General features: G+C 41.3%; 18 protein-coding genes. 4 read left to right on the top strand and 14 right to left on the bottom strand.

All coding sequences use genetic code 11. The annotated features are described in order from the left end of the window. The coding region (locus QL919_RS11835) for a tetratricopeptide repeat protein (protein WP_290189697.1) at nt 1–838 on the bottom strand (838 nt) is incomplete at its 3' end. Between the two features lie 150 nt (nt 839–988). Beyond that, nucleotides 989–1,858, bottom strand: coding sequence for a LysR family transcriptional regulator (locus tag QL919_RS11830; RefSeq protein WP_290189696.1), 870 nt, complete (start codon nt 1,856–1,858; stop codon nt 989–991). Between the two features lie 218 nt (nt 1,859–2,076). Here QL919_RS11830 and QL919_RS11825 point away from each other — a divergent pair, with 218 nt between their 5' ends. Beyond that, a complete protein-coding gene (locus tag QL919_RS11825) occupies nt 2,077–2,499 on the top strand; it encodes a rhodanese-like domain-containing protein (RefSeq protein ID WP_290189695.1) in 423 nt (140 codons plus the stop codon). Between the two features lie 185 nt (nt 2,500–2,684). After that, the gene (locus QL919_RS11820) at nt 2,685–3,125 is read left to right on the top strand and encodes a GNAT family N-acetyltransferase (protein WP_290189694.1); all 441 of its coding nucleotides are present in this window, start codon (nt 2,685–2,687) and stop codon (nt 3,123–3,125) included. Nucleotides 3,126–3,262: 137 nt separating this feature from the next. Here QL919_RS11820 and QL919_RS11815 read toward each other — a convergent pair whose 3' ends face one another. From QL919_RS11815 to QL919_RS11780, 8 genes are all read right to left on the bottom strand, one after another. Next, the gene (locus QL919_RS11815) at nt 3,263–3,895 is read right to left on the bottom strand and encodes a recombinase family protein (RefSeq protein ID WP_290189693.1); all 633 of its coding nucleotides are present in this window, start codon (nt 3,893–3,895) and stop codon (nt 3,263–3,265) included. A 375-nt stretch (nt 3,896–4,270) separates the two neighbouring features. Next, the gene (locus tag QL919_RS11810) at nt 4,271–4,603 is read right to left on the bottom strand and encodes a DUF3817 domain-containing protein (RefSeq protein ID WP_227511554.1); all 333 of its coding nucleotides are present in this window, start codon (nt 4,601–4,603) and stop codon (nt 4,271–4,273) included. Between the two features lie 363 nt (nt 4,604–4,966). Next, a complete protein-coding gene (lspA, locus tag QL919_RS11805) occupies nt 4,967–5,674 on the bottom strand; it encodes a signal peptidase II (RefSeq protein WP_037026031.1) in 708 nt (235 codons plus the stop codon). Nucleotides 5,675–5,815: 141 nt separating this feature from the next. Then, nucleotides 5,816–7,096, bottom strand: coding sequence for a c-type cytochrome biogenesis protein CcmI (ccmI, locus tag QL919_RS11800; protein WP_025643930.1), 1,281 nt, complete (start codon nt 7,094–7,096; stop codon nt 5,816–5,818). Next, complete coding sequence (locus QL919_RS11795; RefSeq protein WP_025643928.1) at nt 7,093–7,662, bottom strand: cytochrome c-type biogenesis protein; 570 nt, start codon at nt 7,660–7,662, stop codon at nt 7,093–7,095. The genes ccmI and QL919_RS11795 overlap by 4 nt, the downstream gene beginning before the upstream one ends. Next, nucleotides 7,659–8,252, bottom strand: a complete 594-nt coding sequence (locus tag QL919_RS11790; protein WP_025643927.1) for a DsbE family thiol:disulfide interchange protein — start codon at nt 8,250–8,252, stop codon at nt 7,659–7,661. The genes QL919_RS11795 and QL919_RS11790 overlap by 4 nt, the downstream gene beginning before the upstream one ends. A gap of 69 nt (nt 8,253–8,321) precedes the next feature. Then, nucleotides 8,322–10,370: a heme lyase CcmF/NrfE family subunit gene (locus QL919_RS11785; protein WP_025643925.1), complete on the bottom strand. Its 2,049-nt coding sequence runs from the start codon at nt 10,368–10,370 to the stop codon at nt 8,322–8,324. Between the two features lie 121 nt (nt 10,371–10,491). Then, nucleotides 10,492–12,708: a heavy metal translocating P-type ATPase gene (locus QL919_RS11780; protein WP_058025811.1), complete on the bottom strand. Its 2,217-nt coding sequence runs from the start codon at nt 12,706–12,708 to the stop codon at nt 10,492–10,494. A 142-nt stretch (nt 12,709–12,850) separates the two neighbouring features. Here QL919_RS11780 and cadR point away from each other — a divergent pair, with 142 nt between their 5' ends. Continuing rightward, nucleotides 12,851–13,261 carry a Cd(II)/Pb(II)-responsive transcriptional regulator gene (cadR, locus tag QL919_RS11775; RefSeq protein WP_007394845.1) on the top strand — a complete coding sequence of 137 codons (411 nt, stop codon included), beginning with the start codon at nt 12,851–12,853 and terminating at the stop codon, nt 13,259–13,261. 147 nt (nt 13,262–13,408) lie between these two features. On the opposite strand, the gene QL919_RS11770 is transcribed toward cadR, so the two are convergent. Together QL919_RS11770 and QL919_RS11765 are read right to left on the bottom strand one after the other, a co-directional pair. Further along, nucleotides 13,409–14,131 (bottom strand): CHAP domain-containing protein, encoded by a 723-nt coding sequence (locus QL919_RS11770; RefSeq protein ID WP_025643918.1) that lies wholly within the window; start codon nt 14,129–14,131, stop codon nt 13,409–13,411. Nucleotides 14,132–14,927: 796 nt separating this feature from the next. Next, nucleotides 14,928–15,572: a DUF411 domain-containing protein gene (locus QL919_RS11765; RefSeq protein ID WP_082787298.1), complete on the bottom strand. Its 645-nt coding sequence runs from the start codon at nt 15,570–15,572 to the stop codon at nt 14,928–14,930. 239 nt (nt 15,573–15,811) lie between these two features. Here QL919_RS11765 and lnt point away from each other — a divergent pair, with 239 nt between their 5' ends. Continuing rightward, nucleotides 15,812–17,380 (top strand): apolipoprotein N-acyltransferase, encoded by a 1,569-nt coding sequence (lnt, locus tag QL919_RS11760; protein ID WP_068039556.1) that lies wholly within the window; start codon nt 15,812–15,814, stop codon nt 17,378–17,380. Nucleotides 17,381–17,566: 186 nt separating this feature from the next. Here lnt and QL919_RS11755 read toward each other — a convergent pair whose 3' ends face one another. Both QL919_RS11755 and QL919_RS11750 read right to left on the bottom strand, forming a co-directional pair. Then, nucleotides 17,567–18,493, bottom strand: a complete 927-nt coding sequence (locus QL919_RS11755; RefSeq protein WP_058025953.1) for a cation diffusion facilitator family transporter — start codon at nt 18,491–18,493, stop codon at nt 17,567–17,569. Between the two features lie 245 nt (nt 18,494–18,738). After that, nucleotides 18,739–18,879 carry a hypothetical protein gene (locus tag QL919_RS11750; RefSeq protein ID WP_156410079.1) on the bottom strand — a complete coding sequence of 47 codons (141 nt, stop codon included), beginning with the start codon at nt 18,877–18,879 and terminating at the stop codon, nt 18,739–18,741. Nucleotides 18,880–19,513 lie beyond the last annotated feature (634 nt).

Genomic DNA, 19,513 nt, shown 5'->3' with positions numbered 1-19,513 from the left:
TGGCATAGTCCTGACGCACACCCAAGCCTTTGTAATACATCAACCCAATACTATTTTGAGCATCAGGCACCCCTTGATTGGCAGCTTTTTCATACCACTGAGCTGCTTTGGCATAGTCCTGACGCACACCCAAGCCTTCGTAGTACATTGCACCAAGGATAGCTTGAGCATCAGGCACCCCTTGATTAGCAGCTTTTTCATACCATTGAGCTGCTTTGGCATAGTCCTGACGCACGCCATTGCCTTGGAAGTACATCAACCCAATACTATTTTGAGCATCAGGCACCCCTTGATTGGCAGCTTTTTCATACCACTGAGCTGCTTTGGCATAGTCCTGACGCACGCCATTGCCTTGGAAGTACATCACACCAAGGATAGCTTGAGCATCAGGCACCCCTTGATTGGCAGCTTTTTCATACCACTGAGCTGCTTTGGCATAGTCCTGACGCACGCCATTGCCTTTGGTGTACATCACACCAAGATTGTATTGGGCTTGAGCATCCCCTTGGTTAGCAGCTTTTGTATACCACTCAACTGCCTTGCCGTAATCCTGAGGCACGCCTTCGCCTTTGTAGTACATCCATCCTAGAATGAATTGAGCACTAGAATTCCCTTGGATGGCGGCTTTTTCATACCACTGTCTTGCCTTAGCAGAATCTTGACGCACACCTTCGCCTTTGTCATACATCAGACCAAGCCTAGCTTGAGCCTCAGCCATCCCTTGGTTAGCCAAACGTTGGATCTGGTTAAAATCTGCTGCCATAGCTGAGACAGAAAGCATCGCTGCTGCTAAAAATATGGTTGATTTACGTATTATTGAGGTATTCGGAAAGGTCATGGCGTATCTCTACTAAGGGAATTTTTGGATTTACATTTGTGCGTTGATGCCATGGTAGCAGATATGCTTTAGAGCACTCGGCTCGATGACTTTTTTTTGCTTAAAATCATTTGTCATAATCTAATTAATACGAGACTTTCAACATTCACACTAAATTTTTATACCCCATAATATTCTAATTTCCTGCAATAGAGCGTTTATTACTGGTTCCTCCACTCTACTTTTAGCTACAACAAAATGTAATGTAGTAAAAAAATTTAATGTCGATATGATTTTAATATTGTTGTTTTTCTCAGCCAGAATTGCTTCTTCCATTTCGAGAAAACTCAGACCTAGACCGCTTTTTACCAGTTCTAATCGAGTACCGTCATCACTGGTTTTTAATACAGAGGGTACGCCACTACCTAGCTTTCTTTTTAAAAATGTATCAAAAGGGCAATAGTCGCCCATCATTATCCACTGCTGCGTACTTAGATCTGCTTGTGTTAGTATTTTACTGCAATCAAGTGTTGTTGGTGCAATAGTCGTTATTTGTTGTTCCATAACTGCTACGCTAATAAAGTCATCGGGAATCTCACCAAAAATATAACCACCATCTAGTCGATTTTCTTTAATGTTATTAAGGGTTTTTCCAGTTGATTGTTGGTGAATATCCAAGCTAATACCTGGACAGTTTTCTTGTAGATTCTCGGCTAACTCATGAAGCTTTATCTGCTTTGCAGTTAAGTTAATACCTAGGCGGAATGTTCCTATTATTTCATGTTGGTTATTAGCCGCTAAATTTACTAGATCAAGAGCACTATCTAGGGTGATTTGTGCTTTTTCTAATAGAGCTTGACCTTTATCAGTTAAAGACATGCCTTTATGGGATCGGATAAATAAAGGGGTTGAGAGTTCTTCCTCAAGCGTTTTAATATGAGCACTTATCGCTGGAGGTGTTGTATACAAACGTTTTGCTGCTTTAGTTAAATTGCCTGTTTGAGCAACGGCAACAAAAGAGCGTAAATGGTAAAATTCCAATGTCAATTTCCTCAATCAATTCAAAGAATACAGGATCGTATTCTCAGTCAGTATAAAGGCAAATTTAATACCTACTTCATTATTCCACCATTCATAATTATTGAACACTGCCTTCAGAAATCATGAATTTTGAATTAAATCAAATTGCGCTAATTTAGCTTCACTGAAGACGAACAGTATGATTCAGTCCCACACAACGAATAATACGAGGAATATTTATGCCTAACAATAGCAATGCATTTTCTTACCAAGCTGCTCTCACTCAACAATCAAACGAATTTTTTGCGACTAAACTAGCTTGCGAAACCGATTGTTCAGATGTTTACGCGGATATCAAAGAGCAAACTAAAAACTATATATTATTAGACGTACGTTCTAGAGAGGCTTTTGATAAAAGCCATGCAATAACCGCTGTAAGTATGCCTCACAGTGAAATTAATAGTGAGTCATTTGCAATGTACGACAAAGACACTTTGTTTGTTGTTTATTGCTGGGGTCCTGGTTGTAATGGCGCGACTAAAGCAGGATTAAAAATATCAGCACTGGGATTTGCTGTAAAAGAAATGATCGGTGGAATTCATTACTGGGAAGATTTTGAACGATACCCTGTTAACCGTCGGGTGACTGAAATTCAAAAATAGCAATAAATATCTTAGTGCAACCACTGCTAATAGTAGTGGTTGCTATACTTATACACTCTAAAAATTGGCAATTTATATAGTTATTTGTTTTATTGAATATACTGTCCATACAAATAAAATCAAAGAGCTTTAATCGTACGCCAAAATCTGGATTCTATGAGTAAATAAGTACTTTAGGAGTTAATATGGAATACTGTATTCGTGTAGCGCAAGTCAAAGATCATGAATTTCTATTATTATTGATGAAAGATCATGCTCATTTCGAGGGTCATGAACTTGTGTTATCTAAACAGCATCAACAGTTAGGTAGTTTAGAGTCACTTCCACTAACCATCTTCGTTGTGGAATCAAATAACAAGCTAATGGGTTATATGTCAGTAATAAAACAGTTTTCAACTTGGGACATGGACTGGTATCTATACCTTGACTGCTTATACTTGAATGAGGAAACTAGAGGCCAAGGAATTGGTATGGAGTTAATGCAAAAGATTAAACTTTTTTCACAAGAAAATAATATAAATACGATCCAGTGGCAAACACCAAAAGACAACCTTTCTGCCATTAAATTTTATCAAAAGCTAGGTGCAATTAATAAAGAAAAGTATCGGTTTTTCTGGTCAGTGTGATGCATTCCTAAGTCCTATGTAACTAGAGATCATTCAATCTGCAAAGGTTTCTACAGGTATATCCCAGCGGAACCATCTGAAAAGGCTCATTAATCAATTAATAGACTACTCATAGTAGACTGCTGTAGTGGAACCACTTAATGAGTACTGAGCATCTTCGGTCTTTCCTTGGCTACATCAGCGATCAGATGCCGTGAGCACTTGGTCATTTTTTGAATATCAGAATAGCTATGACCTGATTTGAGCAGACTAGTGATGATCTTACGCTTTTCCGTATCCTTTCTACGACCGGCATACTTACCTTCTGCTTTAGCACGAGCTATACCTTGCATCTGACGGTTACGGCGATCCTCATAATCTTTTCGAGCAATGGCTGCGAGCATATCCAGCATCATTGAATTAATGGCCTGCAATACACTGCTCATAAATTCAGTGCTGCTTTCAGGTTGAAGCGCCATATATGAGGTCGGCAGCTCTTTTGATACGATAGAGAGTTTTTTTTCTGATAGCATTCTTTTAAGCGTATCCCAATCAGCTTGGTTCAAACGTGCCAAGCGATCAATCTGCTCAACTAAGATAACATCGCCCTTATGAGCGTCTTCAATCAGTTGCATAAGCTTGGGTCGCACCAAGATAGCTCCTGATTCGTTTTCGATATAGAAGGCAGCAATTTTGTGGCCATGATCGTTGGCAAATGCTATGAGTTCGCTTTTGGCACGCTTAGCGTCTTGTTCTTTGGTAGACGCTCTAAGATACGCTCTGATAAACATAAACACCTAAAATAGTCTGTTATAAGTGGTTCCATTATAGCAGTCTGTTTTAAGTGGTCTGTTAATAGGTTTAGAGGGTAAAATAGCTGGTTCCCTTGGGGTATACCCTAGGATAATAGGAAATCCATCGCGGATGACAAAACCTGTTTAGCTTTTAAACAATACGGGTTTGTCGATAGTATGTAAGATAAGTTCGAAAAGTGACTAGAGTGTTAGATTATTCATACTGGGTCTGAATTAAAATTTTATTGTGATTAATTTCTGCTCAATGTTATTCATTTGTCGCCATGATGAGTGATGGCGGCTTGTGATTTAGTTAGGAAAAATAATCTTGAGTAATAAGGTACGTTTGTAGCATTTGCAGCAGGGCTTGTTCTAGGCTTCTTTACTTACACTTTCCTGTAAATTCTTTTTTAGTAAATGATCGAATATAAACGGGCCAAAAGGTAAGAGTGAGCCGAGTACGCCCGCAGGTATTGCCCAAAGAGGCATTTTCATTTTGATAGCTGAGCCTATAAGTATTATGATATAGGTAATAAACAATATACCGTGTGCCATACCGATGTATTTCACACCTTCTGGAATGTCCAGCATATATTTTAGTGGCATGGCGATACAGAGCAATAATAAGAAAGAGGTGCCTTCTAGGTAGCCTATAATGGTAAGGCTTTTTAATGCGGCACTTTGTTTTTTTCTAAGATTATGTATTTGTTTGATAGTTAGCTGAGCATGTGACACTATATTATCCTTTTGTTATTTCAATAAATAATTTAGGCGGTATTCAATGTCTTTATAATAATGGCCCTGTCCAGAGCTTTGAAGTACTGGTTTTTGTCATCTACCACTTAGCACGTCACGCCTTCGTCTAGCCACTTCAAAATCATCCTGCGTTCACTCGCATACAATTATGCATTGGGTTTTGGGATATAGAATGAGAGAGTATTTGTATTAATCATATATCACCTTCCAGTTCGCATTTTTATAAACACACTTGAGTATAAAAAGTATCTTTCCGTATAGAGCAGCTATGACGCTAGTTCTTTTTATTTGTACTGATCAATATTCACTTGTTTATTCATTACGCTTACTTTCCAAAAATATCATATCAATTATAATCAACGCTACACCGACACAGACACCTATATCTGCAACATTGAAAATAGGATAATTCCAGACATCAGCATAATGCACATGGATAAAGTCAACCACTTTGCCAATTCTTAAACGATCGATTAAGTTGCCAATCGCACCGCCAAGCACTAAGGCCAACCCCATAGACAATAGCTTGGCTGTACGTGGCGCTTTGATTAAATAAATCGTTAAAAAGATAGCCATTACAAAAGCTAAGCCTGAGAAAAACCATTTCTGCCAACCGCCAGCGTCGGCTAAAAAGCTAAATGCTGCCCCATAGTTATAAGCGAGTGTCCAGTTGAGAAATGGTTCAATGACCGGTACGGGGTCATTGAACGCTAATTTGGTTTGGGCCAACCACTTAGTCCATTGATCAAGTATTAACACCATTATCGCCAACAAATACCAGATAAAAGCGCGACTGCCATTGGCAACCATTTTTGGCATTTTATCCAACTTACCTTTAGGTGTTATCGAGTTGCCTGAAGTCACGTACATAGCTTTAGGCGTATGATTCATGGTTTTAGAGTCAATCGATTGATGAGTACTACTCACAGCTATAGGTACTTTATTGTCAGCAATATTAGTACTAGCCGATTCAACGCTATTCAATTTAGTACTATCTAATCTGTCGGTAGATTCAGTCATAGTTGTTTTCTTTATCTGTGTTTATACAATGAACAATGTTAAACGTATATGTTTTTGGTATACGACTATTAATCGCGCCACTTTTATAAACGGCTCCACTTACCGCTCTGGTGTTATGAAACTTACGGTAATAATTTTTTATTAGGGAATCTGTTGATTGATTTCAACATTAACCTGAGTCTGTTCAGCGCTAATCACTATAGGATTACCCGATAAGTCGCCTGACTCTGCTATGGCATTACCGCTATGACTAATACGAGCAACGACTGCTAACTGAGTTTTGTCACTACGAGCTGAATTTAACGTGCGATCTGGCATCATCGCATCAAGATTGCTTAAGCGGATACTAGCCTCACCTTGCTTGATAATACTAATGGGTAAACGTTTGGCGGCAAACGGTGGACCTCCTTTAACGTCACGTATCGCAACAAACAACACATCATCAGCTTTCACTAACGGTAATAAATTAGCGTTAATTTTCACTGTCACGTCAATACCTTCTAGCGCTTGCTTTTCTTGCGTGCTAACGTAGTTGCTTAACTCATCTAAGCTTGCTAAAGCTTTAGTATGATCACCTGGTTTGGCCACAATGCTGCCTTGTAAGCGTTTAATCCAACCTTGCGCTTGGGCAAAGTTACTACTACGAGTCTCACCCATTGCCATGAGCATTTGAGCCCGTTCATGCTGCGGATTCTTAGCTAATATAGCTTGTAATACACGGCGAATATTGGCGTCTAACTGACCTTCATTAACGAAAAAGCTAGTCTGAGCATAAGTGGTGGCGATTTCTTCATTTTCAGGAGCTAAACGATAGGCACGAGATAAGGCTTCCAGCGCAGAATCAGTTGCCTCCATAGATAAGAAAAGCTCGGATAGGCGCATCCAGCGATTAGGATCATCAGCATTACGATGAACATTGGTTTGCATGGCGCTAATCAGTTGACGACCATCTTCAAACGCCCATGATGGCGGCTTGTCAATTTTAGCTGTCAATAGGTCGTCAGCCACTTGTCCTACTTTGTCCTCAGCTGTCCACAAATCAAACACGGGCGTACGATTGCCTATTAGTAAATACGCCATTGCAGCCAATATTGGGATCCAAGCTGCGACAATTAAACGGCTTTTGACATCAGGGGTGACCATAGGTGTTATCTGACGCTGCACATCTAATAGCTGACGCTCCAGTTCCAGCTTTTGATTTTGATAATGGCTATTATTAATAGTACCGCTGTCTTTATCTGTTTGTAGCTCAGCTAAACGTTCGCGAAATACTGCAACATTAATATCTAGCAGTTGATTGTCTATTGGTTTGGACTGCAAACGCGGTGCTCGTAGCCATGGCATAATAGCAATCAGCGCAAATATAAGAGCAATCAGCAAGCTTAGAGTTACAAATAAGCCAAAAGTAGAAAATAGAGTCATTTTTTGTCCTCTAGGCTAGTAATGTCGTGGTCGACACTCTCAGCTTGCGATAATAGACGATCAAGCTCAGCCTTTTCCGTAGAGGTCAAGGCAGCAGTACTGTTCACTGTGACGCCGCTTTGACCACGGGCAACAACTTGGCGACGCTTACTTTGCCAAAACCAACCAATAATTAAGACGAGCAATAATAGTGGTGGAAAAAACCATAGGATCCATGTTGATGGTCGCATAGGCGGCTTGTAGCTAATAAAGTCACCGTAGCGCTCTTGCATATAGACGCGTATTTCAGCATCACTACGTCTATCTTTAATTAAATCATAGACTTTTTGCTTTAGATCCTGTGCAATCGGTGCATCAGAGGCTGCAAGGTTTTGATTTTGGCATTTTGGGCAGCGAAACTCTTCTATTAATCCACGATACTGAGCTTCTTGCTGTGGTGAGTCAAAATCGTATACGTCAATAGCTGCGTTTGCCGTCATGTTAAGCAGACACGCTAGTATTAAGCTTGCTAGTTTTAAAACTATATTGGGTTTTAGTTGAGGAGCTCTTATTCGAGTAACGTTCATTTGCACATCTCCTCAACCTGAATGAGATCAGGACTATCGTTGTTCTTATTAGCCTTATTAAGTACTGTCAGGCACGGCTTAACACGCTGTTGCCAATTGGCTTCATTAATCTCACCAACAATATGCTGACGAATGATGCCATCTCCATCCACAACAAAGGTTTCGGGCGCACCAGTTATGCCTAAGTCTAGAGCAAACTGACCCAATGAATCCTGAATAGACATAGAAAATGGATCACCGCCTCGGTTTAAGTAACTGAGCGCATTACCAATCTCATCCTTATAATTCACACCAACGATATCAACGCCGCGCTCTTCTAGTTGCATTAAAAACGGATGCTCAATAACGCAAGTTGGGCACCATGAGCCCCAAACATTAAGTAAAAACGGCTTATCCGGCAAATTATCATTGGTGATAGTACGGGTAGTATCTGCTAATAACGGCAGCTCAAAGGTAGGAACCGGACGCTCAAGAGCGGTATTGGTCACAATGTCTGTTGGTTTACCTAAGCGCATGTACAATATAACTACCAAACCAAAAAAGAGGATAAGCGGAATTAAGAACCATAGCTTCGTCTGCTTTTTTTTCATTGTCTTTGGGTTACGCTGCTTACTGTTTTGGCTATCTTTTTGCTCAGGAGTATTATTCGACATAGTCATTTATTTCTCCTTTAGTGTCGACATCGTCGATACTGAGATTGCCTGCTCAATAGCTACCTCATTGACTCCATAAGTAGCCAAACTACCAGTAACTAGCAACGGAGCTTTAATTTTTTTGATGCGGTATCGTTTATCAAGCATACTAATTAATCCACCTAGAGCCATGATAATTGCCCCTAACCAAATCCAGCGAATTAATGGTTTTACATAAATCCTTAATGCCCATTGGTTACTACCATCGGCAATAGGTTCGCCCAGTGCGACATAAACATCGCGCATAAGACTGGGGTCAATAGCAGCTTCAGTTGTTGGCATCGTGCTGATAATATAAGTACGCTTTTCTGGAGTCAGTTTCGCCACTTCACGACCGTCTTTGGATACCACCACTTGCGCTTGCGTTGCATCAAAGTTACTACCCTTTATTTCAAAAAATTCAGTTACTTCAAAATCGTAACCTTGAACATTGACTGTATCGCCAATACCCATTGCTACGTCACGCTCAATACTCAGGCTACTAGTAAAGGCTATGCCAATGACAGCAACCAATACGCCAATATGAGCAGTCTGTTGACCCCAATAGCTAAGACGCAGCTGACGCAGACCTTTAAAGAAATTAGGGGCGTTCTTGGTTTTGTCTCTAAAGTCAACGATCATCCATAGCAGTACCCAAAAGCTCACCGCTAAAGTCACGCCAATATTGAACATAGCAGATGGACTGGTAAAGTAGGCGATAATAGCAGCCAATACGATACTACTAGCGGCAATGGCGATACCCACCCCTAGTAACGGACGCTTATCTTGTTTCCAGCGAATATTAGAGCCCATACCCATAGCGATTAACAACAGCCATGTCAAAGGCACAAACAGCGCATTGAAGTATGGAGGCCCTACAGATACCTGACCGAGACTAAAGGCATCAGCGATAATAGGATAGAGGGTGCCGAGCAGCACCACTAAGGTTGCAATCAAAATGATGGCGTTATTGATCACTAAAAAGGACTCACGTGAAATCAGCTGATATTGACTTTCAACGGTTAAACGCCAACCGCGAACGGCAAACATTAATAGACCACTACCGATGATAATGCCAAGAATAGCTAAGATGACCAAACCACGCGTCGGATCAGCGGCAAACGAATGCACTGAGGTAAGGACTCCAGAGCGTACCAGGAACGTGCCAAGCAAGCTTAAGGCAAAGGCGAAAATAGCCAGCATGATGGTCCATGCTTTAAACACCCCGCGCTTTTCAGTGACTGCTAATGAATGCAGCAATGCTAAGCCGACAAGCCAAGGCATAAACGAGGCGTTCTCTACCGGATCCCAAAACCACCAACCGCCCCAGCCAAGCTCGTAGTAGGCCCACCACGAGCCCAGTGCAATACCAATGGTCAAAAATCCCCAAGCCGCGAGCGCCCATGGACGTGACCAGCGTGTCCAAGCAGCATCTAAACGCCCTTCCCACAATGCCGCCATACAAAATGCAAAAGGCACTACCATACCCACATAGCCCATATATAACATGGGCGGATGAATAATCAGACCGAAATCTTGTAGGACAGGATTTAAATCAGCGCCATCGACCGCTAGATTGGGTAAGGTACGCTCAAACGGTGACGAGGTAAATATCAGCATTGTTAGCATCATTAACTGTACACCGGCCAAAATAACTAATACCCGCGCACGCATTGATAACGGCAAGCCGCGACTAAAGTATGATACCAGTGCACACCATGTGGCCATGATGGTCATCCATAGCAGCAAAGAGCCCTCGTGTCCGCCCCATGTCGCCGATAACTTATAGTACCAAGGCAACAGCGTATTGGAATGCTGCGCGACGTAACTGAGGCTAAAATCATTATAATAAAAACCTGCTATCAAAGCGCCAAATGACGTTATCATGGCGGCAAACTGTGCCCAAGCTAAGCTAGGGGCTAGTCGTTGCCAAGCAACTTGGTTACGAATAACACCAATAGTTGGCAGAATTACCTGCAATAACGCCAATACAAAAGCGGTAAGCAAGGCAAAATAGCCCAATTCTGTAATCAACATACGGTCTAACCTTATTTACTCTAATGCGGTTGCAGTTTACTGTAGCGGTGGAATTTTTATTATTAGAACCCACCCCCGAAATCTGCTGCTATCTCTAGTTTTTAATTGATTTCGAAGGGTTTTATTTAACTACTTTAGGCGGAGTTACCAGTGGAGGCGCGCCTTTAAAGCGCAGTAAACGTAACGCATTGAGAGTAACGAGCACTGTTGCTCCAGCATCAGCTAGAACCGCAATCCATAGTCCAGTAATGCCGAATACGGTCGTGATCAGAAAGACGCCTTTGAGACCTAAAGCGAAAATGACGTTCTGATGAATGTTGCGCATGGTGGCACGCGAAAGTGCAATCAGATGGGCCATGTCTGTAACACGACTTTTTAATAATGCGATATCGGCCGTCTCAATGGCCACATCGGTACCACCACCCATCGCGATGCCAACATCAGCGGTTGCTAGTGCTGGCGCATCGTTAATACCATCACCCACCATCGCTATTTTGCTGTTATTCTTCATCTCGTTAAGCAAGCGCAGTTTGTCCTCAGGCAACAGCTCAGCTTCCCATTCCACGTCTAAATTACTGGCAAGTGCTTGAGCGGTTAAGCGGTTGTCGCCTGTTAGCATGACGGAGCGCACACCCATCGCTTTAAGTTGAGCCACACCTTCATGAGCGTCGTCTCGTAACTCGTCTCTTAGTGCGACCAATCCAAGCACTTCTCGACTTTGCTCATCGAAAAGAACTGAGACGGTCTTGCCCTCATTTTGCAGCGCCTCGATTTGTGCCTGTTGCTCGGCTGAAATTGATGCCTCATCTGCGGCATAAACAGGCGAACCGATAGCTAGCGCGCGCCCAGCGATAGTTGCGTGTACCGCTTTACCCGCAGTAGCAGAAGCTTTAGAAGCCACAGGTATGACAACTTTGGCGGCTTTGGCATGACTGACAATAGCTTCAGCAAGCGGGTGACTAGAACCTGTCTCCACACTGGCAAAGAGCGCCAATACCTTATCTTTACCTTGAGAACCCTGATCCTGAGAATCCTGACCTTGAACACTTGAATACTCTTGTGTAATGTCAACAACATCGGTCACGCGTGGTTTGCCTTCAGTTAAAGTGCCTGTCTTGTCAAAAGCGACTGTCTTCACTTGGCCGATGGTTTCTAAAGCACTACCGCCCTTGATCAGCAAGCCGCGGCGCGCACCGACCGCTAGACCAGAGGCGATAGCAGCTGGTGTTGAGAGCACAAGAGCACAAGGACAAGCGATCAATAATAAGGCTAGACCTCGATATAACCAAGTTGACCAATCTCCGCCCATGGTTAACGGTGGGACGATGATAATTAGGGCGGCAATAGCCATCACAGCCGGTGTATAGTAACGACTGAATTTCTCAATAAAACGGGCAGTGGGTGCTTTGGAAGCTTGCGCTTGCTCTACCAAATCAATAATGCGCGAAATAGTGTTATCGGCGGCTGTCTTTTCTACGCGCACTTGGAGCACACCATCGATGTTAATTGACCCTGCAAATACATTGTCACCCATCGTCTTGGCAACAGGAACAGACTCTCCCGTCACGGGCGAATCATCAAGGCTGGACGCACCTTGAACAATGGAACCATCAGCAGATACCCTATCTCCAGGACGCACCAGCACAAGGTCATTCACTTGTAGTGAAGTCGCTGGAACGTTACGCTGCCCACCTTGAGCATCAAGTAAAATCGCACTTTTCGGAACCAGCGATGATAAGGCTCTGATGCCAGCGCGAGCGCGATCAGCAGCGATACTCTCAAACAGTTCACCGATTGAGAACAAAAAGACAACCGCTGCGGCCTCTTCAGCTTCACCAATGATAAGTGCGCCAAGCACGGCGACGGACATCAGCGTTTCAATTGAAAAGAATGAACCTGTTTTAGCCAGTGCTAAGGCTTTGCGTGCAAATGGAAAAACGCCTACAATCACAGCGATGGCAAACACCCATATCCCATAAGCGGGGAACAGTAGTGACAGTGCATAAGCGCTGCCCATCAAAATACCGAGACCAACAACCTGTTTGCCTTTTTGAGTTTGCCACCACCGCTTATCCTGCGGAGCCATCTGATTGTCGCTGTCAATATCAATAGCCGATACAGTTTGTTGACCAGTATTGGCAGATATACCGAACCCTAGGCTTTTGATTGTTTTTTCGATATCACTAGCCTGAGTCGGCGCACCAGGGGCTAAATTTAGCTCTAGCGTTTCTGTAGCGAAATTCAGCTGAACATCAGAAACCCCAGGCATACGTTTCAAAGCTGTTTCAATCTTGCCGATGCAACTGGCACAGTCCATACCTTCAATATGATATTTCATAATAATTTACCCTTTGAATAATGATATTATGAACCCTATAGTGGCTTTAGAGTCAAGGTTATTTATCTACAGTTTCGTAATTTTAATTTCTCTAGCGCTAGTCTTTACAGCCACTTTAATTATTTAAATCATAGAGGTTGTTATGACAATCAAAATTGGTGAGCTCGCTAAACGCACAGGTGCCACAGTAGAAACCATTCGCTATTATGAAAAAGAGCGTTTATTACCCGAGCCTTTTCGTAGCGAAGGGAATTATCGTTTATATAATGAAGAGCACATTGAGCGTCTACAATTTATCCTACATTGCCGTACGCTCGATATGGCTTTAGATGATGTGCGAATCTTACTTGAATACTGGGAGTCGCCTGACAAGGACTGCGGCGATGTGAATAACTTGCTAGATGAGCACATTCATGCTGTGGAAATACGAATGGAAGAACTGATGCACTTAAAGCATCACTTGACCGTTTTGCGCCAGAAATGTGCAAGTAGTGCACCAGCGTCATCATGTGGCATTTTAAACGCGCTTGTCGATAACTCCTGTCATGAGTAATGATATCAGTAGTGTTCATTTCTGACGGATCAAATCATGAAAGGTTAAATACGCCCTGATGTTAAGCACAAAAAAACCCAGCAATGATATTAAGATCACTACTGGGTTGGAGGAAATAACAACTATGTTGTGCTGACTTAGAAAGTCTTATTTATCATTCATAGCAAGGTGGATATTACGATCTGATGCGGATGCGTCATCCACGTATTTTGAATCGCGCCATGTCGTATAAGCATAGACACCACTGTATGGGCTGATGCTGTTCTGACGGAAATCAGAAATCCAATTTTCGCCATCAAAGATTTGGATATGGCCATGCGGGCGCTTTGATGAGCGATCATAGACAATAACATCACCTACTTGGGTTGGCATATCATTACTGATTTTGCTAAAACCTGCTTTATCAAGCGTGCCACGAGTGGCGTACTGATAGGCTGAAGGATTGGGTGTAAATTCATAACCAGCTGATTGTAGTGCTTTACGTACGTAACGGGCACAATATCCAGAGCTGCCAGATAAAGCCACTTTTGAGGCGCGAGCAGCAGCGATAGCGGGGGCTGAATTGCTGTCAGGAACTGTATTGACTTGCTGCTGTTGTTTTTCAGCGTATAAGCGGCTGTTTAATGATGAAAGCTGATTCTCTTTTTGCTTGGCCTGCGCACTTAGGTTGCTAATTGCTTGACTAATTTCATCATTATTAGAAACATAAGCACCACTTTTGGTGCTATAGATGTTTTTTGATGAACCGTAGTTTGATGCCACAGAAGTATTGGTGATGGTATTATTTGTTTGAGAGATTGTGATAGCAGCACCACTCGTTTGTGCTATGCCCATACCCAGTACTGACAAAATCAATAAAGCCTGTTTCATAAATCTAATACCTACGGTTAATTCAAAATCGTCTGTTATCAACAACAGCGCAGTCAATTAAATCTCAATAACTCAAGTATATATATGTCATAGTGACTGATACTTCTGCTGCATATTATTCATATAAAAAATGATTATTGGCGATCACAGCTCATTGAAGTCTTACGAAGCTGTTACAAATCAAGCTGCTGACCAAAACACAAAGCCGACTTTAGCATAGGTTGTTTAGCCTGTCATTCCCCTTAAAAACCCCAAAAATACTTTTTTGATGTCGAAAAAATTGCTAATATCCCACATTTTACAATGTAAGTTTGTGTAACATGTACAGAATATAGCTGACTAGATTGACCACAATTTCTACTGTTTTATAAGCAAAAAAACGTCTGAGGGTTAAATCTATAATTTAGATTTAACCCTCAGACGTTTTTCTATTGGATGAAGTAATTACCCTATATAGGGTCTAACTAATTATTAAGATAATATAATAATTTATAATATTAATATAGATGTTAATTCCCTACTGGCTTATGTAATATTACGTAATTGTTTCGATACATCCTGTATATTCTTGTATTAACCCTTAATTATTTATCTATTTTAAGGGTTAATAACCGATAAATCCGCTTACATTGTCATCAAAAGTTACAAATTCAAAGTTATTTTTGCTTTTAAAGTCGCAATAGCTAATGATTTTTTTGATGAAGAATCATTTTATAAGCAATAGAACAGTCTTATACCTGCCTCATTTACTTTTAACGCTAACACTATAATCAAAGTATTCTTAACTGCTAACACACTATAATTGCTGCTCTACCGATTCAATATCAGCATAAACTTGGGTCGTCCCGTCTTTATTGAGCTGCATAACCTGATAGGGCATGAATTTATTTTGATACTCCATACCTGGGCTACCAACAGGCATGCCAGGTACGGCAAGACCCATAGCTTGTACTGGCGGATTTTCTAAAAACTGCGCCATATATTTAGCGGGTACATGACCTTCAAAGACGTAACCATCAGTAGTGACTACAGTATGGCAAGAACGCATTTCATTTGGAACGCTGTAGCGCTCTTTAAATACGGCTAAGTCCGCAACATCTTGCGCGGTTGCACTTAGACCATTATCTTCTGCATGACTTATCCATTCTTTACAGCAGCCGCAATTGGCATCTTTATAGACAGTGGCTGAGACGTTTTTTAGTAGGTCTGGTTTACTTACTGATGTCATCATAGGAGTATTTATAACGTTTGGTTCAGCTGTCTTCGGAACAGTCACTACATCTTCAGTTGATGCCGATGTTGTGCTTGCATCAGATACGCCACTACTCGGTTGGCTACAAGCAAATAGTGATGAGGCGGCAAGTAATACTAACGTACTACGCAACCCCTTAGACAGATAACGATTGAATATAAGACTGGATTTTATTTTTAAGGGGGTCATAGTGCTCTCTCATGTACTGTAGATATTGTGAGCTATAGAAGGTCAAGTAACACTTCATATCGTTTGGTAATGTAGCATAATAACCCATCAAACGGAGTACGTAAATTTATCCATTGAGCAGTGCGGACTGGTATCATAAGCAGTTTTCATTTTGAAATGCTGCCTGTAGTATTAACAGGTCTATCCGAGTTTTGGATTTTGACTAAAAATTCAAAACTCATAATTTTGGATAATTTGCGATGCGCCTGTCTACTATTAATCTACAAAAGCGTTTGAGTACTCACTCAAATCAATTACCGCTATGGTTTACGCTAGTAGCAGCATGGCTTGCAGGGGCTATTTTTTTATTTGCGCTAGCGCCTCATGGGTTCTGGCCGCTAGCAATAGTGTCACCAGCGATTTTATATGCGCTGTTGGTACCAAATATGAGTGGTCGTCGCGCTTTTATTATCGGTGAAGCTTACGGTATGGGGCTATGGTGCGTCGGCGGCTTTTGGCTCTATACTGCCATCCATGATTATAGCGATACTCCAACGTGGCTCGCATTGATTATGATTGGATTGATGGGTCTCGGTATGGGACTGTTTCATGGATTTTTAGCACTAGTCTTTAACCGTATGGTAGGCAAACAACCCTTTTCATTTGCTGCTCTTTGGGTGCTACAAGAATGGTTAAAAACTTGGTTATTCACAGGCTTTCCGTGGCTATTTGTTGGTTATGCATTTACTGAAGAGTATTGGTTATCGTCCTTAGCACCCGTTGCTGGTGTTTTTGCCGTCTCTTTTGTTGCCATACTATTGGCTGCAAGTTTAGTAGAGCTACTGCTTCGACGCAGTAGTTATGCCGTCGTTTCTGTACTGTTATTAGCCATTAGCACATCATTATGGCTGGTCAATCCGCAATGGACAAAACCTAAGGGCACACCTGATCTGTCAGTGTCATTGATTCAAGGTAATATTTCACAAGATATAAAGTGGCTGACGCAATATCAAGTAGAAACGCTAAAGATTTATGCGAAGTTAACGCGCACTGAGTGGGGACGTGATGTGGTGGTGTGGCCTGAATCATCTATTCCGATGTTTCAGGATGAGGCTGCGGGCTTTATTAGTGAAATGATAGAAATGGCCAATGCGACCAATACGACATGGATAACTGGTATCCCTTATAAGGATAAAGCGGCATTCAATGCCAGTACGGATAAGTATCCCCCATTTTACAATAGCGTGATTGCTCGAGGTGTAGAAGCGGAAGGCCTATACAAGAAGCAGCGTCTAGTGCCTTTTGGAGAGTATATTCCATTTGAAGGCGTGCTCGATATTTTCCCAAGTTTGGCCGGTAGTCAGGATATTAAGAGCTATAGTCGTGGTAGTGATCAGCAGTCACCGCTAAAGGTGCGTGAACACAATATAGGGACGGCTATCTGTTATGAGGTAGCTTATCCAGATACCACGCGTAAAAATGCCATCGATACTGACTTTTTGTTGACCGTCTCTAACGATGCCTGGTTTGGCACTTCAGCAGGACCATTGCAACATTTGCAAATGGTACAAATGCGCGCGCTTGAGAACGGGCGCTGGTTTATTCGAGCGACCAATACTGGTGTTACCGCTATCATTAACCATAAAGGTCGTATTGTAAAACGCGCACCGCAGTTTGAGCGTACTGTACTACGTGGTGAGATACAGGCACGGGTTGGTAACACGCCCTTTATGCTTATGGGAAATTATCCTATCTTGATAATAATAACCCTGTTATTACTAATAAGCTATTTTGGCAAAGGTCTAACCACACTTAGAAGACGAGGGTAATAGTAAACTTAATCATAATAATTTAATCAGCGTAAGTTTTTTATTTTTTCTAGGTAACGTCCTAACGCACGTAAATATAAAAGTTTTAAACTATTGATCACATAAGAACTGATTGAAAAAATTATGTTGACATAAGGCACGCGCCTCATACTTAAAAAGAGATAGCTATATACGGTCTATCATCTTTTAGTTGATACTTTCATTTAATGCACGCGATTTTTGATTGTCATCTGCCTTAGTACCAAATTCAATAGTTGCATGTTGTATATTCTGATGCGCCAAATCTTCCTTGATGTTTTCTTTCATAGTAATAGTCTCTTCAAACGTTATATCGGTCTTCGGTACAATATGAACTGTAAGAGCATTCTCAGTGGTACTCAAAGCCCAGATATGTAAATGATGAAAGTTTTGAATAAAATTATAGCTCTCTAAGATAGCAGTGATTTTACTGAGATCAACATTTTGAGGTACTCCGTCGATAGCAAGCTTGATACTCTCTTTTAGTAGACCCCAAGTCGATAACAGTATAACGACTGAAATAATCAAGCTAACTAGAGGATCAACGATATTCCAACTTGTATAGTAAATAATAATGCCCGAGATAACGACACCTACAGAGACCAATGCATCTACCATTAGATGCAAGAAAGCACCTTTGATATTAATATCGTCTTTTTGACCTTTGTAGAATGCAAAAGCAGAAACAGTATTTATAAATACACCTATTAGAGCTGTAATAATAATAACTTTTCCTGCAACTTCCGGTATCGTATCAAATCGACCCAAGGCCTCATACGCAATACCTATAACGATTGTAACTAACAATATGGCGTTAATAAGAGACGCCATTATAGAAGCTTTTTTGTAGCCATAGGTATAAAGCGTAGTAGATGCTTTCTGTGCTAATTTCATTCCAATTAACGAGATTATTAAACTGGCAACATCACTTAAGTTGTGGCTAGCGTCTGCGATTAAAGCTAATGAATTAGTTGAATAGCCCACTATAAACTCGATGAGCGTAAATGCAGAATTTAGACCAATCCCAATATAAAAAGCTTTATTCATATTTTTAGGGTCTGGAGCTTGATGACTGTGGTTATCTGAATTACTCATAATTTACCCTTGTTTAGGTTGCTGCATTTTATTAAAGGTAGAAAATAAGTTTATTGCATATTTTCTATATTGCACAGTCAATATTGCTCTAATACCGTAGACCCACTTATTTTTATCAATAAACTGAGCCACAACTTGATTGTGTGTCCTATCTCTCCTTGGGCGAAAAAAGCGGATTTTACTGTAATCTAACTGGCTTACGTAAGCTTCTTGTTCTCATGTTCAAGCTCTTTAGTATGTGTAGCTTAGTCTTGAATGTTGGTTAGTATAGTTTCATTAGTGTGCTTTTTATGACATGACCACATAAAGGTGTAATCGTTTAATGCTTCAATCAGCATACGAACGGCGCGTTCTTTAATCTCAGGAGTGTAGGTTTGTCTTTTCATTATCGTATTCTCTCAGAAAGATGATTTACCGCTTCTTAACAGCGCGTGTAAAACCTTGCATCTGACGACTAAGCCGGTCTTCATAGTAAACTATCCCAGTATTGTCAGAAACTTAACGTCTTGTGAGGATGTACTAAGTGCTAACTTCAAAATGGTTGAAATACCTACGCTAAATGACGACAAAAAAAGCCTAAGCAATCTAATGAAAAAGTAGATAATAAAAACCCAATCTACATGACAAACAAAAAAATGCCTCTGGGAGTTGACTCCCAGAGGCATTTAGTTTTAAATATAGCTAACGGTTACAGCGTGTTGACGCACACTGTAACGAACAAATAAGCACCTGAACTGCGTTATTTGAACAGCATTAAATGCCCGTGTAGGTGCATTTTATCCAAAATTTGCTTTCATATCAACTTTATTCACTATACATTTTAAAAACCGCTTGTTCGCTCGTTACATCCTCGTGCTGCTCTCTTTATAACCGTTACCCGTCAAATGGGTGGCAGGCTAAGGCGACGACTGCGTTTGACAGAAGGGTAAAGCTCTCGACAGGGGGTTCTAGACATATTGAGCAACGCAATGAGTGGTTATTTGTGCATATCGTAGCGGTATATTGGGTGTATTGCCCTTG

It is taken from the genome of Psychrobacter sp. APC 3426, from assembly GCF_030408035.1.
GTDB lineage: Bacteria > Pseudomonadota > Gammaproteobacteria > Pseudomonadales > Moraxellaceae > Psychrobacter.
Note: the sequence above shows the minus strand (reverse complement) of the source record. Positions and strands in the feature narration are given on the sequence as shown.

Bases quoted from the DNA above. Each gene is read 5' to 3' on its own strand.
- QL919_RS11780 (WP_058025811.1), bottom strand. From the start codon at position 12,708: ATGAAATATCATATTGAAGGTATGGACTGTGCCAGTTGCATCGGCAAG.
- QL919_RS11820 (WP_290189694.1), top strand. From the start codon at position 2,685: ATGGAATACTGTATTCGTGTAGCGCAAGTCAAAGATCATGAATTTCTA.
- QL919_RS11795 (WP_025643928.1), bottom strand. From the start codon at position 7,662: ATGAACGTTACTCGAATAAGAGCTCCTCAACTAAAACCCAATATAGTT.
- QL919_RS11755 (WP_058025953.1), bottom strand. From the start codon at position 18,493: ATGAGTAATTCAGATAACCACAGTCATCAAGCTCCAGACCCTAAAAAT.
- QL919_RS11815 (WP_290189693.1), bottom strand. From the start codon at position 3,895: ATGTTTATCAGAGCGTATCTTAGAGCGTCTACCAAAGAACAAGACGCT.
- QL919_RS11790 (WP_025643927.1), bottom strand. From the start codon at position 8,252: ATGAAAAAAAAGCAGACGAAGCTATGGTTCTTAATTCCGCTTATCCTC.
- QL919_RS11750 (WP_156410079.1), bottom strand. From the start codon at position 18,879: ATGAAAAGACAAACCTACACTCCTGAGATTAAAGAACGCGCCGTTCGT.
- lspA (WP_037026031.1), bottom strand. From the start codon at position 5,674: ATGACTGAATCTACCGACAGATTAGATAGTACTAAATTGAATAGCGTT.
- QL919_RS11825 (WP_290189695.1), top strand. From the start codon at position 2,077: ATGCCTAACAATAGCAATGCATTTTCTTACCAAGCTGCTCTCACTCAA.
- QL919_RS11765 (WP_082787298.1), bottom strand. From the start codon at position 15,572: ATGACCCCCTTAAAAATAAAATCCAGTCTTATATTCAATCGTTATCTG.
- QL919_RS11785 (WP_025643925.1), bottom strand. From the start codon at position 10,370: ATGTTGATTACAGAATTGGGCTATTTTGCCTTGCTTACCGCTTTTGTA.
- ccmI (WP_025643930.1), bottom strand. From the start codon at position 7,096: ATGACTCTATTTTCTACTTTTGGCTTATTTGTAACTCTAAGCTTGCTG.
- QL919_RS11770 (WP_025643918.1), bottom strand. From the start codon at position 14,131: ATGAAACAGGCTTTATTGATTTTGTCAGTACTGGGTATGGGCATAGCA.
- lnt (WP_068039556.1), top strand. From the start codon at position 15,812: ATGCGCCTGTCTACTATTAATCTACAAAAGCGTTTGAGTACTCACTCA.
- cadR (WP_007394845.1), top strand. From the start codon at position 12,851: ATGACAATCAAAATTGGTGAGCTCGCTAAACGCACAGGTGCCACAGTA.